The sequence below is a fragment of the Virgibacillus byunsanensis genome, assembly GCF_042675965.1.
GTDB classification, from domain to species: domain Bacteria; phylum Bacillota; class Bacilli; order Bacillales; family Amphibacillaceae; genus Virgibacillus_R; species Virgibacillus_R byunsanensis.
The window spans coordinates 57,155-77,183 of the sequence record NZ_JBHTKJ010000065.1; the positions used below are offsets into that span (position 1 = coordinate 57,155).

21 protein-coding genes are annotated in these 20,029 nt (G+C 38.4%); 5 read left to right on the forward strand and 16 right to left on the reverse strand.

Annotation, left to right across the window (positions count from 1 at the left end; all coding sequences use genetic code 11):
• Position 1 precedes the first annotated feature (1 nt).
• The 10 genes from ACFQ3N_RS17940 to ACFQ3N_RS17985 all read right to left on the reverse strand — a co-directional run bounded on the left by ACFQ3N_RS17940 (position 2) and on the right by ACFQ3N_RS17985 (position 9,134).
• A complete protein-coding gene (locus ACFQ3N_RS17940) occupies positions 2 to 280 on the reverse strand; it encodes a BMC domain-containing protein (protein ID WP_390364164.1) in 279 nt (92 codons plus the stop codon).
• Positions 281 to 307: 27 nt separating this feature from the next.
• Positions 308 to 790 (reverse strand): BMC domain-containing protein, encoded by a 483-nt coding sequence (locus ACFQ3N_RS17945; RefSeq protein WP_390364166.1) that lies wholly within the window; start codon positions 788 to 790, stop codon positions 308 to 310.
• A gap of 31 nt (positions 791 to 821) precedes the next feature.
• Positions 822 to 1,742, reverse strand: coding sequence for a hypothetical protein (locus tag ACFQ3N_RS17950; protein WP_390364168.1), 921 nt, complete (start codon positions 1,740 to 1,742; stop codon positions 822 to 824).
• Positions 1,743 to 1,757: 15 nt separating this feature from the next.
• Positions 1,758 to 2,021 (reverse strand): BMC domain-containing protein, encoded by a 264-nt coding sequence (locus ACFQ3N_RS17955; RefSeq protein WP_390364170.1) that lies wholly within the window; start codon positions 2,019 to 2,021, stop codon positions 1,758 to 1,760.
• A gap of 28 nt (positions 2,022 to 2,049) precedes the next feature.
• The gene (locus tag ACFQ3N_RS17960; protein WP_390364172.1) at positions 2,050 to 3,390 is read right to left on the reverse strand and encodes a UbiD family decarboxylase; all 1,341 of its coding nucleotides are present in this window, start codon (positions 3,388 to 3,390) and stop codon (positions 2,050 to 2,052) included.
• Complete coding sequence (locus ACFQ3N_RS17965; protein ID WP_390364174.1) at positions 3,387 to 3,956, reverse strand: UbiX family flavin prenyltransferase; 570 nt, start codon at positions 3,954 to 3,956, stop codon at positions 3,387 to 3,389. Before ACFQ3N_RS17965 ends, ACFQ3N_RS17960 begins: the two co-directional genes overlap by 4 nt.
• Positions 3,957 to 3,968: 12 nt before the next feature.
• A complete protein-coding gene (locus tag ACFQ3N_RS17970; RefSeq protein ID WP_390364176.1) occupies positions 3,969 to 4,562 on the reverse strand; it encodes a cysteine hydrolase family protein in 594 nt (197 codons plus the stop codon).
• A 16-nt stretch (positions 4,563 to 4,578) separates the two neighbouring features.
• Positions 4,579 to 6,060 (reverse strand): allantoinase AllB, encoded by a 1,482-nt coding sequence (gene allB, locus ACFQ3N_RS17975; RefSeq protein WP_390364177.1) that lies wholly within the window; start codon positions 6,058 to 6,060, stop codon positions 4,579 to 4,581.
• 829 nt (positions 6,061 to 6,889) lie between these two features.
• Positions 6,890 to 8,419, reverse strand: coding sequence for an NCS2 family permease (locus tag ACFQ3N_RS17980; protein WP_390364179.1), 1,530 nt, complete (start codon positions 8,417 to 8,419; stop codon positions 6,890 to 6,892).
• Positions 8,420 to 8,777: 358 nt separating this feature from the next.
• Positions 8,778 to 9,134, reverse strand: coding sequence for a Na-translocating system protein MpsC family protein (locus ACFQ3N_RS17985; protein WP_390364180.1), 357 nt, complete (start codon positions 9,132 to 9,134; stop codon positions 8,778 to 8,780).
• A 359-nt stretch (positions 9,135 to 9,493) separates the two neighbouring features.
• Between ACFQ3N_RS17985 and ACFQ3N_RS17990 the strand changes: the two genes are divergently transcribed.
• The 4 genes from ACFQ3N_RS17990 to ACFQ3N_RS18005 all read left to right on the forward strand — a co-directional run bounded on the left by ACFQ3N_RS17990 (position 9,494) and on the right by ACFQ3N_RS18005 (position 12,322).
• Positions 9,494 to 9,745 (forward strand): hypothetical protein, encoded by a 252-nt coding sequence (locus ACFQ3N_RS17990; protein WP_390364208.1) that lies wholly within the window; start codon positions 9,494 to 9,496, stop codon positions 9,743 to 9,745.
• Between the two features lie 70 nt (positions 9,746 to 9,815).
• Positions 9,816 to 10,388 carry a hypothetical protein gene (locus ACFQ3N_RS17995; protein WP_390364181.1) on the forward strand — a complete coding sequence of 191 codons (573 nt, stop codon included), beginning with the start codon at positions 9,816 to 9,818 and terminating at the stop codon, positions 10,386 to 10,388.
• Positions 10,389 to 11,228: 840 nt separating this feature from the next.
• Positions 11,229 to 11,903 carry a DsbA family protein gene (locus tag ACFQ3N_RS18000; RefSeq protein WP_390364182.1) on the forward strand — a complete coding sequence of 225 codons (675 nt, stop codon included), beginning with the start codon at positions 11,229 to 11,231 and terminating at the stop codon, positions 11,901 to 11,903.
• A 2-nt stretch (positions 11,904 to 11,905) separates the two neighbouring features.
• Positions 11,906 to 12,322: a disulfide oxidoreductase gene (locus tag ACFQ3N_RS18005; RefSeq protein ID WP_390364183.1), complete on the forward strand. Its 417-nt coding sequence runs from the start codon at positions 11,906 to 11,908 to the stop codon at positions 12,320 to 12,322.
• 39 nt (positions 12,323 to 12,361) lie between these two features.
• Here ACFQ3N_RS18005 and ACFQ3N_RS18010 read toward each other — a convergent pair whose 3' ends face one another.
• Together ACFQ3N_RS18010 and ACFQ3N_RS18015 are read right to left on the reverse strand one after the other, a co-directional pair.
• Complete coding sequence (locus tag ACFQ3N_RS18010; protein WP_390364184.1) at positions 12,362 to 13,309, reverse strand: cation diffusion facilitator family transporter; 948 nt, start codon at positions 13,307 to 13,309, stop codon at positions 12,362 to 12,364.
• A gap of 19 nt (positions 13,310 to 13,328) precedes the next feature.
• Positions 13,329 to 13,634, reverse strand: a complete 306-nt coding sequence (locus ACFQ3N_RS18015; protein ID WP_390364186.1) for an ArsR/SmtB family transcription factor — start codon at positions 13,632 to 13,634, stop codon at positions 13,329 to 13,331.
• A gap of 460 nt (positions 13,635 to 14,094) precedes the next feature.
• Here ACFQ3N_RS18015 and ACFQ3N_RS18020 point away from each other — a divergent pair, with 460 nt between their 5' ends.
• Positions 14,095 to 14,820 carry a ZIP family metal transporter gene (locus tag ACFQ3N_RS18020; RefSeq protein WP_390364188.1) on the forward strand — a complete coding sequence of 242 codons (726 nt, stop codon included), beginning with the start codon at positions 14,095 to 14,097 and terminating at the stop codon, positions 14,818 to 14,820.
• Positions 14,821 to 14,904: 84 nt separating this feature from the next.
• On the opposite strand, the gene ACFQ3N_RS18025 is transcribed toward ACFQ3N_RS18020, so the two are convergent.
• The 4 genes from ACFQ3N_RS18025 to ACFQ3N_RS18040 form a co-directional block, all read right to left on the reverse strand.
• Positions 14,905 to 15,180, reverse strand: a complete 276-nt coding sequence (locus ACFQ3N_RS18025; protein WP_390364190.1) for a hypothetical protein — start codon at positions 15,178 to 15,180, stop codon at positions 14,905 to 14,907.
• A gap of 81 nt (positions 15,181 to 15,261) precedes the next feature.
• Positions 15,262 to 15,909 carry a pentapeptide repeat-containing protein gene (locus tag ACFQ3N_RS18030; protein WP_390364192.1) on the reverse strand — a complete coding sequence of 216 codons (648 nt, stop codon included), beginning with the start codon at positions 15,907 to 15,909 and terminating at the stop codon, positions 15,262 to 15,264.
• Positions 15,910 to 15,983: 74 nt separating this feature from the next.
• The gene (locus ACFQ3N_RS18035; RefSeq protein WP_390364194.1) at positions 15,984 to 17,429 is read right to left on the reverse strand and encodes a DEAD/DEAH box helicase; all 1,446 of its coding nucleotides are present in this window, start codon (positions 17,427 to 17,429) and stop codon (positions 15,984 to 15,986) included.
• A 104-nt stretch (positions 17,430 to 17,533) separates the two neighbouring features.
• Positions 17,534 to 19,309 carry a glycerophosphoryl diester phosphodiesterase membrane domain-containing protein gene (locus tag ACFQ3N_RS18040; RefSeq protein WP_390364196.1) on the reverse strand — a complete coding sequence of 592 codons (1,776 nt, stop codon included), beginning with the start codon at positions 19,307 to 19,309 and terminating at the stop codon, positions 17,534 to 17,536.
• Positions 19,310 to 20,029: the final 720 nt, after the last annotated feature.

Below are 20,029 nucleotides of genomic sequence, written 5' to 3' on the forward strand. Positions count from 1 at the left end.
TTTATTCTCCTTTAGATAGTAATGCACGTTCAATTTCACTGTGTGGTCTTGGAATGACATGAACACTTACAAGTTCGCCAACGCGACTAGCAGCATCTGCACCTGCATCTGTTGCCGCCTTTACTGCACCAACATCTCCACGAACCATGACAGTTACAAGTCCAAAACCAACTTTTTCATACCCACAAATCTCAACATTTGCAGCCTTCACCATCGCATCTGCTGCTTCAACAGCTCCAACTAGTCCTTTTGTTTCTACTAATCCTAACGCTTCTCCCATTACAATAACCTCCTCATTTTGATTAATTTATGCTTTCTTACCATCATTTTCATCCGATTCTCCAGCTTGTTCTTCTAAAGACGGATTTGGTTTCGATTTCGCTGCTGGATCGTTTTGCTTAGCTTTTGTTTTTTCTGCTTGGGCTTTCGGTTTTGTTTCATTTGAGCTTGCTTTCTTTTTTGCGGTAGTTTTTTTCTTTGGCTTTGGTTCATTTTTAAGTAAAAATTTACTTAACAGCTTTTCGTCAACATCAGAATGTAGTCGTGGGATTACTTCTGTTGAAATAAGTTCGCCTACCAATTCTGCCTGTTCTTTACCCGCTTCCACAGCTGAAGTAACAGCAGCAACATCTCCTGTGAGATGTATCGTCACACCAACATAGCCCCTTACTCCAATTACTTTTTCCATGCCGATAATTTCCACATCTGCTGCCTTAACCGCAGCATCCGCCGCTGTAACTGCTGTTGTATAACCAATCGTCTCTATAAGTCCAAGTGCTTTCACATTCATTCACCTACCTCTTTCGACTCAATCAAGTTTACTAGTTGACTAACCGGGCTGCTTCCTTTTTTAATTCTGCAATCAGTTTGGAAATCACGTGATAATTTCCTTCTAACAAAATATAGTTATGATTAATTTCAAAGTTAAAATCATTATTCTCAAAGTTCCTTAATAATGTATCCATCAGTACAATCCCCGTGTAATAAGGTACTCCTTCTAAAAAAGCAATCGCGTCTGCAGATGGTTTGATCTTCATTTGCTTGGATAACCATGAACTAGGAGATACTGCCGTATATGTTTCATACCTTTTTAATGAAGTGCGATTTATCTTTTGATAAATGTCGTTCATAATCTTCTCTAATCTGTTGGCATCTTCATCATATAACTCAGCTGTAAATGGTGTATCCCCTTCTTTATTCCATGTTATGTGAAATTTGACGTCCTGATTATTACGGATTATTTCATTAATCAACACTATATAACTTGGTAAACTCTCAGGCATCTTCACAACTCCGACAGAAACACTATTGAGCGAACGGTTAAAACTTCCCATCAGATCCATTGGGAGCTGTGGAAAAAACCATACACAACCACCATTCTTAGTGTTCCCTATGATTCTAGCTTTTTTCGCACCTAAGTTCGGATTGCTTTTCTTGGGGACGTTTCCTTGTGCGAGTGATCTGGAATGTAAGGTTGATATCGATTCTTCATTAAATGGTTTAGGTAACAAGGAAACGCTCTTTTTACGTTCATGTGGTTTCCTGTCGTTTGAAGAAATACGAACATTTTTTCCAGCATAGGAAAGTCGCTGGTCTTTTTTCATATTTTGATAGTTTGGTCGGTTAATATTGTTAAGGGCAGTGTCTGATTCTTTATGTTGTGGTTCATGGTTACCCTTAGCTACAAGCGTTTTATTTCCTTGCAGTATTTCGGAGACAACTTGTTTCATCACATCAGACAACATGTACACCTCACCTTAAAGGATTTTTTTCAACTCAGAATGGGGACGTGGAATGACACTATATGAAATAAGTTCTCCACCTGCACGTTCATGAGCAAGCTTCCCTATTTCAATTGCATAACTTACATCGGAAACATTACCTTCCACAATCACTGTTATTAAACCTGATCCGACTCTTTTCATATCAACTAAACGGATGTTTGCTGCCTTTGCCATGGAATCCAATGCTTCTATTGCAGCTGTCAGTCCCCTTGTTTCCACTAATCCTATTGCACTCATCTTGTTTCTCTCCCATCTTCGTGAAAATTTACAAATAATCGTTTACGTTAATATTCTGAATCGGGACAGATGTTCTTCTAAAGTGTTCCTTTTCAGAGAGCGGGTATGTAGCGTCTATTCCCATCTTGGCTGATACGCCTCTTAAATTATGAGATGACTCCAGTGGAGATCCTTTTGCTCCCGATATAATAAACACATCCAGATCAGCTTGGCATCTTGTAGCAATCGCCCATTCCACATCACTTGCATCAAAAAGATCGACATCATCATCCACAACAACAGCATGTTTTAAATCCTTATCACTTGCAAATGCAGCCATCAACGCTTGTTTTGCGTCACCTTCTGATTTCTTTTCTATTTGGATAACAGCATGTAGTCGAGCAGCAGCGGCCATCGTAAGGTGAACCGCTTTAACATTTTCAACCACCTGTCTAATAGTACTGAACAACGTTACTTCACGTACAAGACCCATCGGTAGTTTTTCCTCAGAACTTGCTGGGAAAATCGTTTGCGATATGGGATTGTCACGATAGGTTATAGCAGACATTTCAACAATTGGCTGGGGAAAATTACCGCCATAGTAACCACCTAGTTCTCCGAAAGTTCCCTCTTGGTCCCGTTCATACGGCAGAATCTTACCTTCCATAACAATTTCAGCAGCTGCCAACACATCAATATCAACTGTCTTACAGCGCACAACGTCCAATGGTTGTCCAAGCAGTGCTCCAGCTACATCCAATTTGTCTGCATGGTGCAGATGTGTACTGAATTGAGAAGCCAGTACAACTGCTGGAACAACACCAAACATGACAGCAATTTCCATTGGCTCTCCTCGTTCTTCAAAGTACGTATATTGCCTAGCTAGTTCAGGTGAGGTGATAACAATATTGGTTCGGTTTCCCCCAATAAACTTCATTCTGCGAATAGAGGTATATCTTTTTTTACCTTCTAAGTCATTAACAACCAATATCCCTGAGACATAGTAAGGGGCGCAATCCTCAGCATGAAAAGTAGGTATTGGAAAGAAATCATCAAGGTCAAATGGCCCCATCACAACGTTATCATGTACAGGTCCTGTTGGCAGTCTATTCGTTGGAATTGGATTGACAATAGAATCGATCATCTTAGGAATTAACTCCGATTCGTCTATCCCAATGCTATCTGACATTAATTTACGGCTACCACCTAACCCAGCAGCCATCGGAACCGTATAGCCCTTAACATTTTCAAACAGAAACGGTTGTTCACCGTTCATAGCGCGTACAACTGCACCAAGCTCATACTCAGCACTCACTTCTTTTTTAATTCGATAAAGGATCCCACGCTTTTCCCAATCAGCAAGTAAATCTCTCATAGTAAGGGGATTCATTTCCCTTCCCCCCATCTCTCCATTAATTCATGTTCAATATCTAGTTCGTCCAATATGCGGGCAACCATGAAGGTTACCAGTTCCCAGATTTCCGTTGGCTTATGGTAAAAGCCAGGACTAGCTGGCAAAATCGATACGCCTGCTTCAGCTAAAGTCGTCATGTTCTTTAAATGAATGACATGAAACGGGGCTTCCCGAGGTACGATGACTAAATTCCGTCTTTCTTTCATCACAACACTAGCTGCTCGACTTAGAAGGTTATCCCCGACACCGTTAGCAATCGCGCCCAATGAATTCATGGAGCATGGTACAATTACCATCCCATCTGTCTTAAAAGATCCACTGGAAACAGCAGCAAACAAGTTTTGATTATGATGGATAATGGCATATTCGCTGAGATCATCGACTTTCACGCCGCACTCGAATTGCATAACCTTTACTCCCATTTCGGTTGCAATTAAATGGGTTTCAATACCCAATTGATGGAGCGTGCGAACCAATGTATATCCATACAATGATCCACTCGCCCCCGTTATGCCGACGATGATCCTCATCTTACGGCTCATGTAAAGATTACCTTAGACAGTATGTTGATTTTGGGAGAATTTTTTAATTGCTGCATGCTTATATTCATCCGTCGTCATGATGTCTCCAAACAAATCCATATCCCTTAAGCCCGAACGATGCATATCATCGTCTTTTGAAGCAGTGGAATCTGATAGCACAATGACATTGTAGCCATGATATAACGCATCAGATGCTGTACTTCTGACACATACATTGGTCCAGACACCTGTAAGAACGACCGTATCGATTTTCTCTTCTCGTAAGAACAAGTCGAAATCGGTGAAGCTAAAGGCACTATGACGGCGCTTTTGAACCACATAGTCTCCTTTGTCTTCTTCTGGTTCGAGTTCTGAAACAAACTGGGAACCCCATGTACCTTTAATCGCATGTACAGGTCTCACTCTGAAATCTGCATCATTTTTGCGATGCGCTTCCTGAACGTGGATAACCTGTATGTCTTGTTCATGGCAAAAATCTATTGCTTCCCTAATTTCCGGGACAATCTTTTCACCGTTTTCACATCGAAGAGCAGCCTCTTCTCCGATGAAATCATTTAACATATCAATAATGACAAGTGCATGTTTATTCCCTTTTAATTCTGCCATACTCACTCATCCTTTCTTAATTTTGAGTTAAAGCCTTCTCTACTCGTTGCTGTGATTCAGCTTCTTTTGCCCCTTCTTCATACGTTTCATATTTAATCCCGCGATCCAGGCGTTGAATACTCTGACGTTTCACAAATTGACCATAGCCCGCATCTCCGACAATTCCACCGTTATCCTCGTCATAGACCACTTTGCCGCGTACAATCGTCTGGATCGGCTTTCCTTTTAAACGCATACCATGTAACGGGTTGTATTTTGCCATAGACTCCGTTTGCTGTTCATCAATCACATATTCACGATCCAGATCAATAACGGTAAAATCTGCATCACTGCCAAGTTCCATCGAGCCTTTTTTTGGATAAATTCCGTAATGGATCGCTGCATTTCTACTCGTTACTTCAACAAATCTGGATAAAGACAATCGGCCTTTATTTAATCCCTCACTAACAAGAATCTGAACCATCGTCTCCACTCCTGGGATTCCAGGGAAACTGTTCCAAATATCCGAATCAGCGGCGTCTTTTTCCGTCTCTATTTCATATGGCGCATGATCGGTTCCAACGAAATCTATTGTTCCATCTGCTAGAGCCTGCCAATGAACAACATTGTCTTCTTTTTCCCTAAGTGGTGGCGCGATTTTGGCAAATGTACCACGTTCTGTCATCGAATCCTGTGCATTAAGTACGAGATAATGTGGACACGTTTCAGACGTTACCTTAACGCCTCGTTTCTTCGCTTCCTTTACAATCTCAACGCCTTCTTTTGTACTCATATGCACCACATGGACACGAGCTCCTGTTGCCTCTGCGTAACTAAGAATTAACTGGATAGCTACTTTCTCTGCAAGCGGCATTCTGGCCTCAGCCCATGCCGGACCATCCATACGTCCCTCTTTTTTCAACTTTTCCGTGTAAAACGTACAAATATCGTAGTTCTCAGCATGCACACCAATTGGCATCCCGGTTGGAGCAATATGGCTGAATATCTCAAGCATTTCAGCATCCGTTACTTTCGGAAACGTTGGAACTGATGGTGTCATATATACTTTAAATGCAACGACTCCTTCTTCTATTTGCGGGTAAATGTTATCAAGCCATCCCTCACGCACATCTTCCCCCGTCATACCGCCCCAGAAGCAAAAGTCAACATACGCTTGATCCTTCAATGGATCTAACTTTTTATGGAAACTTTCTCCATCACGTACAGATGGTTTACTACAACAAGGCATATCGATGTGGGTTGTAATTCCACCAGCTGCTGCCGACCTGCTCCCAGTCCTGAATGTTTCACGGTGGGTAAACCCCGGATCCATAAAATGAGTGTGTGGATCAATACATCCCGGTACAACAAGATTACCTTTGATATCAATTATCTCATCAGCAGATAGACCATTTAGAGCATTTGTAAATCCTATGATCTCCCCGTTATCTACCATAATATTAGTTGCTACTTTCCTGTCTCCCTGAGGAATAACCGCGTTTTTTAAAATTAAATCCATTTATCTCTCCCCTTTCAAAAATTAATAGAGTTAGATTTTAGTTAGTCTGTATAGCTTTCATGTCATTCTCCATAAATCTCTCCAATAATGAATATATGCGACAACGCTCTAGATCATGTCCTTTCTTGACTAGAAATAATAGTTTTGAAACACCTCCTATACTAGAAAACTTGGCTTATCGTTAAAGGGATTCTTAGTAAGCGTACTATGCTTTCTTAGAAGCCCTTATGCCAAAAAAACCGCAGATTTAGAATATCCCCAATTTCTCATGGGAACTATTCTAAATCTGCGGTTCAACTAATCCTCGTTAAACAAAGATTTAATGTAACCGCCTCAACAACAAGCCTAGACCAAAAACGAACCTGCGTTCATGATCCGGAGCGTTAAAGAAGCTATAAAATTTTCATTACGCATAAGTAATCTATTACCTATTATAATATGGAATCTATTTACAAATGTCAAGATTTTTTCAGAAAATTTATACTTAACTAATTATTTGTTGCCCCCCTATTGGAAAACTTGGCTTAGCCCCAAGTCTTAGTTGCACTTATGTAGATAAGAAAGGCTGCACTAGATTATACAGCCTCCTTATTTCCAATCACTGGCCATAGACACATCCTAGCCGCGGAAATACACGAGGACTCCTTGAAAATACAGATCAATTTCCTGCGTGCGATGTAATGCTGCCGGAGCTTTCCTTGTCCTGCGGGAGGAAAGGCATAGGTGAGATTCTAAAATGCGCCAGCATGAAGAAGCTCACCAGCCGCCCGCGGAAGTGTATTTCCAGAGCGGTATATTACGTCGCTTTACGAAAACAGCCTAAAGTAAATTATTCTGCTTTTCGATCAATTAGATCATCCTGTTTATCCAATTGTTTCTCCTTTGGCAATTTCGCTGTATTTAATATGATGAAGAAGTATAACCCGATTATTAAATAGCCAATTGCATATTGTGGAGATGCATTAAATGCTAATGCTGGTGCGTGAATAATACCAAAGTACGACAAGATCATACCAACAAAGGCGAATATCGATGCCCGTTTGTAATCCACATCAATAATACACACTACTATCGCTCCTAAAATAATGGCAGTGATAAGAGCCCCCTGACCTAATGGAACGATTCCTGGTGAAATACCTGTCACCAATTCCTCTGCACCATTGTTAAACCTAGTAGAAATGTAGTTAGAGAAATACGGAATCATCGCAATCGCAATTGCTGGGAAATATTTAGAATGGGACGTCTGATAGGCTGTAGCAATCATGGAAATACCGATGAATACCATAATCGGCGCAATCGCAGAAATAGGAATAATGGAAGAAATAACGGCAACAAGTCCGAACAAAGCAGCAAACATATAAACAACCCCGTTTAAAATGCTATACCCTCTTCCAGCACCCATCCATTTAGAACCAGCCGATGCCATGTATACTGTAGTTGGAAATGCCCCACCGAATAACGGTCCGACCATAGTACCAAGACCATCTGTTATCATGCTTTCCTTCATATCATACTTATCCCCAAGTGCACTTACAGACTCCACATTGTTCATTGTTTCAATCGCATTATAAATGGTAATCGGAAGCACAACAGCAAAGATAGTTGCTGCAGCACCAAATAGAAGTTGAATCCCATCGATAGTAGCTAATGTCGGAATAAATGGATAAAATCCGAATTGAGAAAGCCCCTCGGTAATCCCGTCCAATTTAGCATATCCTAAAATGTAGGCCAATAACGTTCCAATTACGACTGCAAATAACGTTGATGGAATTTTAAATGGCATAGCAACTTTACCAATGACCCCGACAATGACAATTGCAAGTACGACAAGTCCAATAACCGGAACTTTCAACGTATTGAACATCATTTCACCAGCAATAAAAGTAAGCGCTAAACCTGCTAACGCACCAAGCATAGCTGCTCTCGGAACATTTTTGTGTATCCATCTGCCAACGAATCCCATTGACACCTCAACAATACCACTAATAAAACAGGCACCAACAGCAATTTTCCACGCCAATTCATGGCTATCTGTAAGTGCGAGTGCTGGAGCCATTACTCCGAATAAGAATACAAACATCGGTGGCGTGCTGATCCCGTATGATAAAGCAGTAACATCTGTACGCTGTTCTCTAACAGCTAGTTTTTTAGCCATATGCGCGTAATACAGATTACCAGCTAATACAGCAACCGCAGCTCCAGGAATTACTCGGCCAAATACAATTTCTGCCGGAAATCCCATACCTAACATCGTAACTGATATAATCACAAAGTTTGCCAAGTTGTTTTGAAATAGTGCAAAAAAAGCATCCGTATCTTCTCTTTTAAACCAAGGATAATGTACAGCAGTTTTATTCAAAATACCTTCCTCCTTAGTAATTATGAATTACACTTCATTCTGGTTATCACACCTCCTGTAACTTTCTGTAATTAAACTAATACACATTGGAAGAAAATATGGGATCCTCCCTTCTGTGATAGAACTCAAGATAAAATTAAAATAGTGCTTTTCCACTTTTATAACTAACTTATTTTAAAAATAAGTAAAACATGCCCTTCAAAGTAAAAACCGCAGAATTAGAATAGTCCCCCCTTAGAAGGAAACATTCTAATTCTGCGGTTCAAGAAACCTTCGTAAAACAAAGGTTGTATGTACCCGCTTCTATAACAAACTAGAACAAAAACGAACTTGCGTTAATGCTCCAATTATAAAGACCTTAGAAATTCTTTTCCTCAAATATGATCACACAACAAGCATGCTCTGTCTCCGTATCATAATCTTTAAGGACACTAATAACAGGTAAACCCGTTACATCTTCAATTTCCTTTTTTAGTTTAGACTTAAATTCGGCAATGAGTGCCGCATCGGCATAGGTAGTAAGTTCTTTAAAATTTTTACTCAAAGCCGTAAAAGCCGGGACTCGTTTGTGCTGTGCAAAAATAATGAGTCGATCACAAGATACATTGATCCGTTGACTTATCACACCAGTAGCATAAATTTCCTGGTTGATCTTATTGTAGGCCTGTGCAACATTCTTTTTTAACAATCGTGTTTCAGTCGAGGTCACACTCACATCTACGCCCCCTTATTATGTTCTATTCTAATGAACAAGCATAAATGTGTCAAGTTATTTTTTGAATATTATAATTTTATAGAATAGTTAAATTATTGTTTAGTTTTGTCGAATACTACCGTTTATGTTTAACGGTCTATTTTAAAGAGACATATGTATATTAGAAAACTTGGCATATCGTTAAAGGGATTCTTAGTAAGCGTACTATGCTTTCTTAGAAGCCCTTATGCTTTGGAGTGCAAGCCTTTATGGCGAATGGCCTAGTTGCGCTTATGCAAATAGGAAAGTTTTAAACTTTCTTATCTGCTAAACAAAAATTTATGGGGGAATAACTCATTACCGCTTTTACCTCTATCATTATATTTATTTTATCAGCTGTTATATCTGCGCTTTCCACTATTCAATTATCTACTTATGCAGACACTATTAGTAAGGAAACAAAAATGGGTGGACTTTTGACAGGAACGATTATCCCTGTTGCAACATCATTACCAGAGCTAACTGTTACTATTTCTACTAGTATGATTCACAATGCAGGAATAGCTGTCGGAAATGGTCTAGGCAGTATTTTATTCAACTTTTTTGTATTGTTTGTCCTGGATATATTTTAGGAGTACATGTCTGTTTCTTCGTGTATCTGACCATCATATCACTACAGGAATTATTGCTCTCCTACTTTGTATGATAACCGCAATAGGTCTTGCGCTTGATTATTCGGTTACCATTTTAAACATTAGCCTTACGAGTTTAGCTATTGCAATTATTTACGTAATCGGTATGCAATTGATGTCTAACAAGTTGAACAGTAGGGTGGCAAAAGATGATGCTCCTTCTACTAATTTTAAACAAATAACGGTGAAATTTATCTTATTCAGCAGCATTATATTTATCTCTGGCAGTGCATTAGCGCTCTCAGGTGATGCAATGGCAAAAAATACGGGTATCAGTGCTACAGCTATTGGAAGCATTTTGGTTGCATTATCATCCTCGATCCCAGATGCAATGAGTGTATTTACAGCATTAAAATTAGCTAATATTAACCTGGCAATTGGTGCTATTTTGGGTAGCAATCTGTTTAACATTCTAGTAATAGCTATAGCAGACGTTTTCTATTCAGGCGGCAGCATCTGGTTGGACACCAGCAATAAACTCATGTACATGTCATTCACTGGATTTTTCTTAACAGTTATGGTTATGGTGGTTATCAAACGCGATCACACGCGAAACACCTTCACCTATATACTACCTTCTTGATAGCTGTTGCTAGTTTTTATCTGGCAGTTGTGATGTATGTTATTTTAGGGTGATGAATTCTGTAAATCGATCGAGAGGGCGGATAATCGATCGACAGCAATGAAATTTGATCGACAGCTAGTAAAATCGATCAAACAACAGACATAATCGATCATGAACAGGTGATTTTCGATCGACAGGGCAGGAATTCGATCAACAGCTACAATTTTCGATCAAGAGAGCGGATAATCGATCGACAGCAATGAAATTCGATCAACAGCTAGAGAAATCGATCAAACAACAGACATAATCGATCATGAACAGGTGATTTTCGATCGACAGGGTAGGAAGTCGATCAACAGCTTAATTTTTCGATCGAGAGGGCGGATAATCGATCGACAGCAATGAAATTTGATCAACAGCTAGAGAAATCGATCAAACAACAGACATAATCGATCATGAACAGGTGATTTTCGATCGACAGAGCAGGAAATCGATCAACAGCTTAATTTTTCGATCGAGAGGGCGGAAAATCGATCGACAGCAATGAAATTTGATCAACAGCTAGAGAAATCGATCAAACAACAGACATAATCGATCATGAACAGGTGATTTTCGATCGACAGGGTAGGAAGTCGATCAACAGCTTAATTTTTCGTTCGAGAGAGCGGATAATCGATCGAGAGCTATGAAATTTGATCAACAGCACAGCAATTAGATCAATCCTAAATCCCATAGCTACTCAGTCATACAACTTCTGCCTATTTTATGAATTTTATTTGAACAATAGCTGATTCGCTAAACTATCAAGGGTTTTGATGTTACTATTAATCTTACATATGATAAATGAGAGGTGTTTATATGAAAGGCAACAACGCACCAATTAAAATTGCCGTCATTATTACGTTAATTATTATCGGTCTAATAGTTGCTTTAGTCTTAATAAGCAACAACAATTCTGGTTCGAGTGACGGTGAAACGTTTGATGATCAGCCTTCAATTGAGGGACAACCTACGTTAGGAGATTCTGACGCACCTGTGCAGGTGGTTGAATTTGGGGATTTTAAATGTCCATCTTGTAAAGCATGGAGTGATAACTTCTATCCACAATTAGTAAATGATTTTGTCGATACAGGAAAAGTAACATTCTCCTATATAAATGTTCTGTTTCATGGAGAAGAATCAACATTAGCTTCATTGGCAGCAGAGTCTGTATATAAGCAAAATCCGGATGCATATTGGAATTTCCAAAAGGCACTTTACGCTGAACAGCCAAGTGATCACAATGGTGAATGGGTTACAACGGAAAAGATTCTCGAAGTAGCAAATAGTGTATCGGGAATTGATACGGAATCCTTAAAAATAGCACTAGAGAACGAATCAGAAATGGATGAAGTAAATAAAGATTCACAGTTAGTAACAGATTTCGGTGTAGAATTAACTCCAACCATTATGGTAAATGAAACGATGATTGAAGATCCATTTGATTATGATGCCATTAAAAATGCAATTGAAGAAGCACTAGAAGGTAATTAAAAATGAACAAAAACCAAATTTACCTATACCTGGCATGGTTAGTTGCGATTATTGCAACACTTGGAAGTCTTTATTTTAGTGAAATTAAAGAATTTATTCCTTGTGAACTTTGCTGGTATCAACGGATTCTAATGTATCCACTTGCATTAATTATTGGAATTGCTACGTTTAAAAATGATGTAGCTACAAAAAAATATATTCTTCCAATTACCATCATCGGTTGGTTTATATCCCTGTTTCATTATTTGGAGCAGAAAGTCCCAGGTTTTGCAAAAATCAAGCCATGTGCAGATGGTGTTCCGTGCAGTGCTGAGTATATTAATTGGTTTGGGTTTATAACCATTCCATTCCTAGCTTTGATCGGCTTTACGTTTATAACTGTACTCATGCTATTGATCAAATCGCAGAAAAGTAACTAATAAAAAGGTGCCATTCTCATGAGAATGGCACCTTTTCTATTAATGATTATGCTTGTGTGATGTGGAGTCAGCTTCGTTCTGACACATCAACGAATCACCATGTGGGTGATCTTTATTTTCCATTTGAATCGTTACGTGTTCAATACCTTTATGTTCCAAATCATGTTCAATTTTTCGTAATAAATCCTGACATTCATGAATAGATAAAACACCATCGACAACTGCATGACAGGAAAGGGCATTTTGGCCACTCGTGATACTCCAAACATGTAAGTCATGTATGCTGATTACCCCTGGTACCTTTTCCATTGTATGGATAATATCATCTAATTCAATATTCTTTGGGGTTCCTTCCATTAGCACATGAATCGCATCCTTTGAAACTCGCCATCCACTTATTAATACAAGTACAGCCACAATAACACTTGCCAATGGATCGGCCCAACCCCAGTTTAGGAATATAATTAACAAAGCAGCAATAATTGCTCCAACAGATCCTAATAAGTCACCTAATACATGCAGAAATGCTGCACGTAAATTTAGATTTTCTTCTGTGTCACCATTTCGTAACAGCAGCCATGCTACTAGAATATTAACTAGTAACCCAATGGTAGCTACGATCAGCATTCCTGTTGAAGCTACTTCAGGTGGGTCCATAAACCGGTGATATGCTTCATAGAAAATATATATTGCAATCAATACGAGTGTTACCCCATTAAAAACAGCAGCCAATATTTCAAAACGTTTATAGCCATATGTTTTACTATAATTAGCTACCCTCTCACCTAGTGTAAAGGCTAACAACCCAACACCCAGTGAGATAGAATCGCTTAACATATGTCCTGCATCTGAAAGAAGCGCTAGACTGTTGGTTAAAAAACCACCAATGGCTTCAATGATCATATAACCCGTAATGATGAAAAAGCTAATTTTTAATGCTTGTTTATTAGCACCATGTGTATGGTCATGTCCGTGATCGTGTCCCACTTAGATACCTCCAATATTTTTAACTATGACTAGCATGCTCAAGCGTTTGTTTCAACATATTCATGACATGTTCATCATCATGGGAATAATATAAAGTAGTACCATCTCTTCTGTTTTTTACTAAACGCAAATTTTTCAAAAATCGTAATTGATGTGAAACAGTTGATTGCCTAAGCTCTAATGTATCTGCTATTCCATTCACCGAATATTCCTTGTGAAAAAGTAAATGAAGAATTCTAATCCTCGTTGGGTCACCTAAAGCTTTAAACGTTTGTGATACAACAAACAATGTCTCTTCGTCTAAATCATTACTATACTCTTCCATTAGGATTCCCTCCCTTTCACACCTTAAAATGATCGTTCTTTTATGTATAACAAATTATATGTGTGTATATTATCATGTGTGCATATACTATTCAAGAACTGGAATCTGGAGCAAAATACGTCCAAACAGGCAAAACGCGGAACAACTGCAAAAACCGTGGAATTAACCAAGTTTGCTATCGGCATTGATTAGAAGACTTGGCTTATGCAGTAGGAAGGTTTTATACTTCTTAAGCGCAAGCGCCTTGAAAGACACGACAAGCATAAGCAGGTCGCGTAGTTAGGATACCCTTATCACACGGAGTCGAATTGCTTATGTCTCGAGTATCTAGGCACTTGTCCTGGACATGGCTGATTCTGTAGATGAATATACATAACGCTCAAGTAATACTTTCCTTATCGGTATATATTTCTAACCTGAGCAACATACAATAAAACAATCTGCTATTAGGAGCGATTAAATGAGTGCAGCATGGATGATTGGTTCGCTCGCTTCTGCTCTGGGAATTGGAGTTGGGGGTGGACTTGCTTGGATCCTGAATAAAATTCAACGTGGGTATGGGTATATATATTCCCTTTGCGCAGGGCTAATCATGGGATTACTTTTCCTAGAGATGATGCCAGATAGTATTAAACTAGGTGGATGGGTTGTTTTCGTGCTTGGAATAGGGACAGGCTTGTTACTTTTTATGTATGTTCATCAACTTTTAGGTAGCATCAACACGATTAACAATTCTAACAAAAGAAATATGTTTATACGTTCTGGGCTGCTTTTAACCATTAGTATTATGATACACAACTTCCCGGTTGGTATAGCATTCGGTTCAACCATTGGCACAGAAATGGGCAACTCCATGTTGATCACTCTCGTATTACATAACATACCAGAGGGAATAATTATCTTCACACCACTGTTTTTAGCCGGATTCGGCCTGGTTACATGGATACTCTTCACCACTATCACAGCAACGCCGATTGCTGTTGGTGCATGGCTCGGACAATATGTTAAAATCTCTTCCCCCCAAGTACTCGCATTCATGATCAACATAGCCATTTACATTATATTTATGGTAGCGATTAAGGAAATTCTATGGGAAGCATTAAAAAGAATTTCTCCCACTCGATGCTTTACTATCGGCGGTTTTGGATTTGCAATCATTTTTGTATATCTAGCATTATTACATTAGAAACATCCCCAAGTCTTAGTTGCACTAAATACCTAAAAGGAACGCCAATCGGCATCCCTTCATAACTTAAATGTATTGTACCTATTACAAAACATCGCTATTATTTTGCTGTGCTTCCTGCACTTGCTGACGTAAATCGTGCAGTTCTTCATATGCTTGCTGAAATTGAGCATTCTCGGTTGCTGTTGTTCCACCCTGGTCTTGCGCTCGTTGTAATTCCTGTTCGGCTTGTTGTAGCTGTTGATGTGCTTGTTGAAGCAGTTGAGAATTGGAACCTTGCGCCCGTCGAACAGCGTCGCCGGCCTCTGTTATTTGTTTACTGGCTTGTTGTAACGTTTGATGCAGATTCTGATGTACCATATAGGATATCCTCCACACATTTTTTATCGATGAAATCTCTATATAGTTTTCCTAACTATTTTCCTATTATGTATGAAGGATTTATTTTTTAATTTTCAACCCCAATAGCCTGGCAAATCCAATTGCTTGATCAGGTGAGACTTCGCAACCTTCCAATTTCTCTAATGATATATTGATTCGTTCAAAGGTACATGTACTAATGTCTATACCGTTTAAAAGGGTTTGAGAAAAATCAATGTCATTAATATCGCATTGAGAGAACTTCACCTTGATCAATTTACAATCGGGATAGTTAGCGCTTTGTAACGATGATTCACGAAACACAACTTGTTTTAAACGTGCATCTGCAAAATTACTCCATTTTGCGATGCTTTTTTCAAAAGATACATGTACAAGATTAGCTTCTGTAAAGTCCACACCCATTAGCTTGCATTCCTTAAACTTAACCCTATGTATAATTCCTTCACTGAAACTAGCATTGGATAGATCACAGTTTTCAAAAACGACATCCGTAATATCAATTTTTCTAAAAGAAGTATGGTTGAACGTTACATTTTTAAAAACAACTTTCGACAAAACGGCTCTTTCAAACTCCTCATTATCTACACTTTTATTCGTGAACATACAATTTGATAGATATGGATCTTCGTCATGATACATGTCATGAAAATTCCCACTTTGTAAGTTGGGTGGAATTTTTGGAATTTCCATTTTAACTATTTTCGTCACAGTAACGCCTCCAATCAGACAAAAAACCTACCATTAAATAAATGCCATTTAACAGTAGGCTAACACTCAATAAATTACTTTTTCGCTGTACTAACTTTCAATTTCTTTCCTTTAATTGGTGTGTCTTCCATGGCTTGAATCACTAACGACCCTTTGCCATTAAGAATATCCACATAGGAGAAATTATCCTGGATAGTAATGATGCCAATATCATCTGCTGTTACGCCAGGGATTTTCGCAATTGTTCCGACAAAATCAACAGCACGTATTTTTTTCTTCTTTCCACCAGTGAAATGAAGTTTCGTAATATCTTTGTTAATTCGCTCTGTTTTATTATTTCTAACAATTCTCCGGCCTTTTAATTTCTCCGTAAATGCAGCTTGTCCTTTAGCTACTTCTTGAGGCATCGGAGGGTCCATTACAGGTATTTCAAAGCCAATGTATCTTTCAATTGACTTCAGGAATTTCCCTTCATGAGGTGTTGCAAACGTAATTGCTTTCCCTTTATTCCCTGCACGTCCAGTTCTTCCAGTTCGGTGAACGTAACTTTCTTTTTCCAATGGAACATCATAGTTAACAACAAGTGTCACATTATCAATATCAATACCTCTGGCAGCTACATCGGTTGCGATAAGGTATCGAAAGTTCCCCGTTTTAAACCCGTCCATCACAGCAAATCGATCTTCTTGTTCTAATCCTCCATGAAGTCTTTCACAAGGATAATCAGCTTTTTCCATTTCAGCAAATACGGTATCGACATTTTCTTTTGTTCTGCAAAAAACAATACAGCTATCTGGGTTTTCCACAACTGTTATATCTTTGAGCAGTGAAATCTTTGCTGAGTCTTTTACTTCGATTAAACGGTGTTCTGTTGTGTTGGTTGTTATTCCTGTTGCCTCGATCTCAATTTGTGTAGGATCTTTCATGTATTTATGACATAGATTTTCAACATCTTTGGGCATGGTCGCAGAAAATACCATTGTTGCTCTGTTTAAAGGTAGTTCGTTTATGATTGCTTCTACCTTTTCGATAAAGCCCATATTTAACATTTCATCTGCTTCATCTATCACAAAATACTTTATTTTATCTAAAACAAGAGTCCCTCGTTCAATATGATCCATCACTCGACCTGGTGTTCCAACTACAACATGTGTCTTTTGCTTTAACGCTTCTTTTTGTTTGGCGAACGGTTCTTTGCCATAAACGGCAGTTGCTTTGATCCGTTTAAACCTCCCAATATTCGTTATATCTTCGCGAACTTGAACTGCGAGCTCCCTGGTTGGTGTGAGAATTAACGTTTGTGGTTCTTTTTCCTCCCACTCCATCAGCTCCGCAAGTGGTATACCAAACGATGCCGTCTTTCCACTACCTGTTTGGGACCTTACGACAAGATCCTGATTATCCATTACTTTTGGTATTACTTCACGTTGAACTTCTGTAGGTGTTTCGTATTTCAATACATCCAGAGCTCTCTTAATCTCATCACCTAAATTATAATCCTCAAAATTTCTGTTACGCATGTATGAACCTCACTTTTATATGATTCGACTTATATATAGGATTCTCTCAGAAGAAATAGCCTATTCAGTTTCATTATACGTTAAAAAAGACTGTAACAGTAACTTTATTCATTATTAAAATCTAGCTCTAACACATGTTGTGCTTTTTCTGGATAATCGGTAATGATACCATCGATCCCATATTTCAGTACCTCTTTCATATTCCGCTCCACATTTACTGTCCACACCCATACTTCCCGATTTTGTTTACGTGCGTTTTCTATAAATCGCTCTGTAAGCATCGTTTGGCGAACCGTGTAAAAATCAACATCTAAACTTGCTAAATTACCAGCAGATAGAAATAAAATTTGACCAATCTTAATAATACTATTCCGGTTCCTTATTTCCTGCAGTAACTCATAATCAAAGGATTGAACATAGGAAAGTTCAGCCATGTCATGCTTTTCGACTACTTCTACTACCTTTTCTGCAAGTTCACTATTCGAATCCGTCGATTTTATATCAATAATGAGTTGAGCCTCTTCTTGTTTCATCTCTTCTAGTACCGCGTCCAATGTAGGTATTTTTTCACCAATAAATTCATCGGAATATAACCGACCAATATCTATTTTGGATACTTCCTCATAAGTCATATCTTTGATCCTGGTTGATACACCTGCTGCTCGTTCTAGATCAAAATCATGATTTAAAACGATTACACCGTCCTTTGTCATCATAACATCTACTTCAATAGCATCCACACCCTTATCCATAGCAGACCTGATACTGCTCATCGAATTCTCTGGTGCATGATTCAAGTCCCCTCTATGACTAGCAACAGAAACATCCCATTTCAAATAAACTATATTATCATTTACGGTATAATTTATCGCAAACATCGTAGTAAGATAGATCAAGATCAAGGTTAACAAGGTGTATTTTCGTTTTGTAAATATACGACTGATGTAATTTTCCATCGCATTTAGTCGTTTACTCTTCTGTAATGTTAATTCATCCCTTACCTCATTAGTCTGATTCTGAAACCGGTAAAACAATCTCGTAATAATGATTATGTTAATTGGTATTAAAAGATAAGAAGAAATAATCGCTATATAACTGGAAAAAGTAACTAAATAATCCCCGATAAAATCACCAACAATTTTCGTATCGATCAACGTTGCAGTGTACGAAATTAAGTTCATAAACAGAAAACCAATTACAAAAATCAGCAAATTTAACAGAAATAAGTTAAGGACAAGTTTAAATTTATTAAATCTTGTTATTTCCCAGCTCCGTTTCATTGCTTTGTATATGGATTTATCTTCTAAAAAGATAGCATGAAGTGTAAAGATCCACCTGATCAGAATAAACATCATCAACAAAAATACGGCCACATACACAATAATCCACCAAAACGATTGGTAAAGCATGTTTGTAAGGATAATTGGTATATTAAAGTCTAAGAACTGTGGCAATGTTGAGGAATCGATAAACGGAATCACGAGTAATAAAATGAAGATTAACTGAAATATTCCAAATCCCAACAACTTCGGTAATCGCCTCAATGTGGTAACAAACGCTTCTGAGACTAGAATATTTTCATGAAAATATCTTTTCTGAGCCATAATGATGATGACTCCAAACTCAATAAACAAAACAACTACTGCAAAAAAACTAATCACAAGCATACCTAATACACCTGTATAGCTTAATCCAATTTTATAGATATCTGTATTAAGGAGTGAACCCGTCCCCATGATCGTTAACATCCGGTTAAACATATAGGAAATTACTGGGACAAAGATAAAGCTTGCTAGCAGCATATATAATAATTCAAACGATAAATATTTTTTATAAGACACTTTAAAGTCTTGTAAGCTATTTCTAAATAATTCAAACACCTAATCACCTATTCATCCTGTCGATATCCTCAAAGTTTTCCCGAAAAATATCTTGTTAAAACATCGATAGCTTTTTGCTTGGTCTATTTAACTAGTATTATTAAAATGTAAAGGTGATTACATAATGAATCGAATGACAGGCGGAATCGACTCCCCGCAGCGAAAATCAACCATCATAAAAGTGGCAGTTTATGCTATAAAATGCGACGTAACTAGATATGATGGTTGATGCTTTTACTCGCTCTGGAAATACACTTCACGCATCTTAGGGCCGCTGGTGAGCTTCTTCATGCTGACGCATTTTTAGAATCTCACCTATGCCTATCCTCCCGCAGGACAAGGAAAGCTCCGGCAGCTTTACATCGCACGCAGAAAATTGGTCTGTATTTTCAAGGAGTCTTCGTGTATTCCGGCTGATAATATAGTGCTATCTGATAATTAATAGCAGCGTAGCGAGAAAAAACTTATAATACAGCTTTACCAGTCAGGGTGAGCGAAGGGAGGTGACTCCTGCGGGAACAGCACGTGTTCGAAGACCCCGCAGAGTGGTTTTCTCGAGGAGGCTGAGACCGTGCCCGCGGAAAGCATCCTCCCGGAGCGATCCCAATGTCATCAAGCTAAACTTCAAATATTTTCCATTTTTGTATAATGTATTTTATTTGAATATTACAATAACTAAAAAATCAATAAGATGCCCGGAAAGTGTATTTTCGTTTTTTT

Coding starts and splice junctions, on each gene's coding strand:
- ACFQ3N_RS17940 (WP_390364164.1), bottom strand. CDS start 280: ATGGGAGAAGCGTTAGGATTAGTAGAAACAAAAGGACTAGTTGGAGCT.
- ACFQ3N_RS17945 (WP_390364166.1), bottom strand. CDS start 790: ATGAATGTGAAAGCACTTGGACTTATAGAGACGATTGGTTATACAACA.
- ACFQ3N_RS17955 (WP_390364170.1), bottom strand. CDS start 2,021: ATGAGTGCAATAGGATTAGTGGAAACAAGGGGACTGACAGCTGCAATA.
- ACFQ3N_RS17960 (WP_390364172.1), bottom strand. CDS start 3,390: ATGAATCCCCTTACTATGAGAGATTTACTTGCTGATTGGGAAAAGCGT.
- ACFQ3N_RS17965 (WP_390364174.1), bottom strand. CDS start 3,956: ATGAGCCGTAAGATGAGGATCATCGTCGGCATAACGGGGGCGAGTGGA.
- ACFQ3N_RS17970 (WP_390364176.1), bottom strand. CDS start 4,562: ATGGCAGAATTAAAAGGGAATAAACATGCACTTGTCATTATTGATATG.
- allB (WP_390364177.1), bottom strand. CDS start 6,060: ATGGATTTAATTTTAAAAAACGCGGTTATTCCTCAGGGAGACAGGAAA.
- ACFQ3N_RS17995 (WP_390364181.1), top strand. CDS start 9,816: ATGATAACCGCAATAGGTCTTGCGCTTGATTATTCGGTTACCATTTTA.
- ACFQ3N_RS18000 (WP_390364182.1), top strand. CDS start 11,229: ATGAAAGGCAACAACGCACCAATTAAAATTGCCGTCATTATTACGTTA.
- ACFQ3N_RS18005 (WP_390364183.1), top strand. CDS start 11,906: ATGAACAAAAACCAAATTTACCTATACCTGGCATGGTTAGTTGCGATT.
- ACFQ3N_RS18015 (WP_390364186.1), bottom strand. CDS start 13,634: ATGGAAGAGTATAGTAATGATTTAGACGAAGAGACATTGTTTGTTGTA.
- ACFQ3N_RS18020 (WP_390364188.1), top strand. CDS start 14,095: ATGAGTGCAGCATGGATGATTGGTTCGCTCGCTTCTGCTCTGGGAATT.
- ACFQ3N_RS18025 (WP_390364190.1), bottom strand. CDS start 15,180: ATGGTACATCAGAATCTGCATCAAACGTTACAACAAGCCAGTAAACAA.
- ACFQ3N_RS18035 (WP_390364194.1), bottom strand. CDS start 17,429: ATGCGTAACAGAAATTTTGAGGATTATAATTTAGGTGATGAGATTAAG.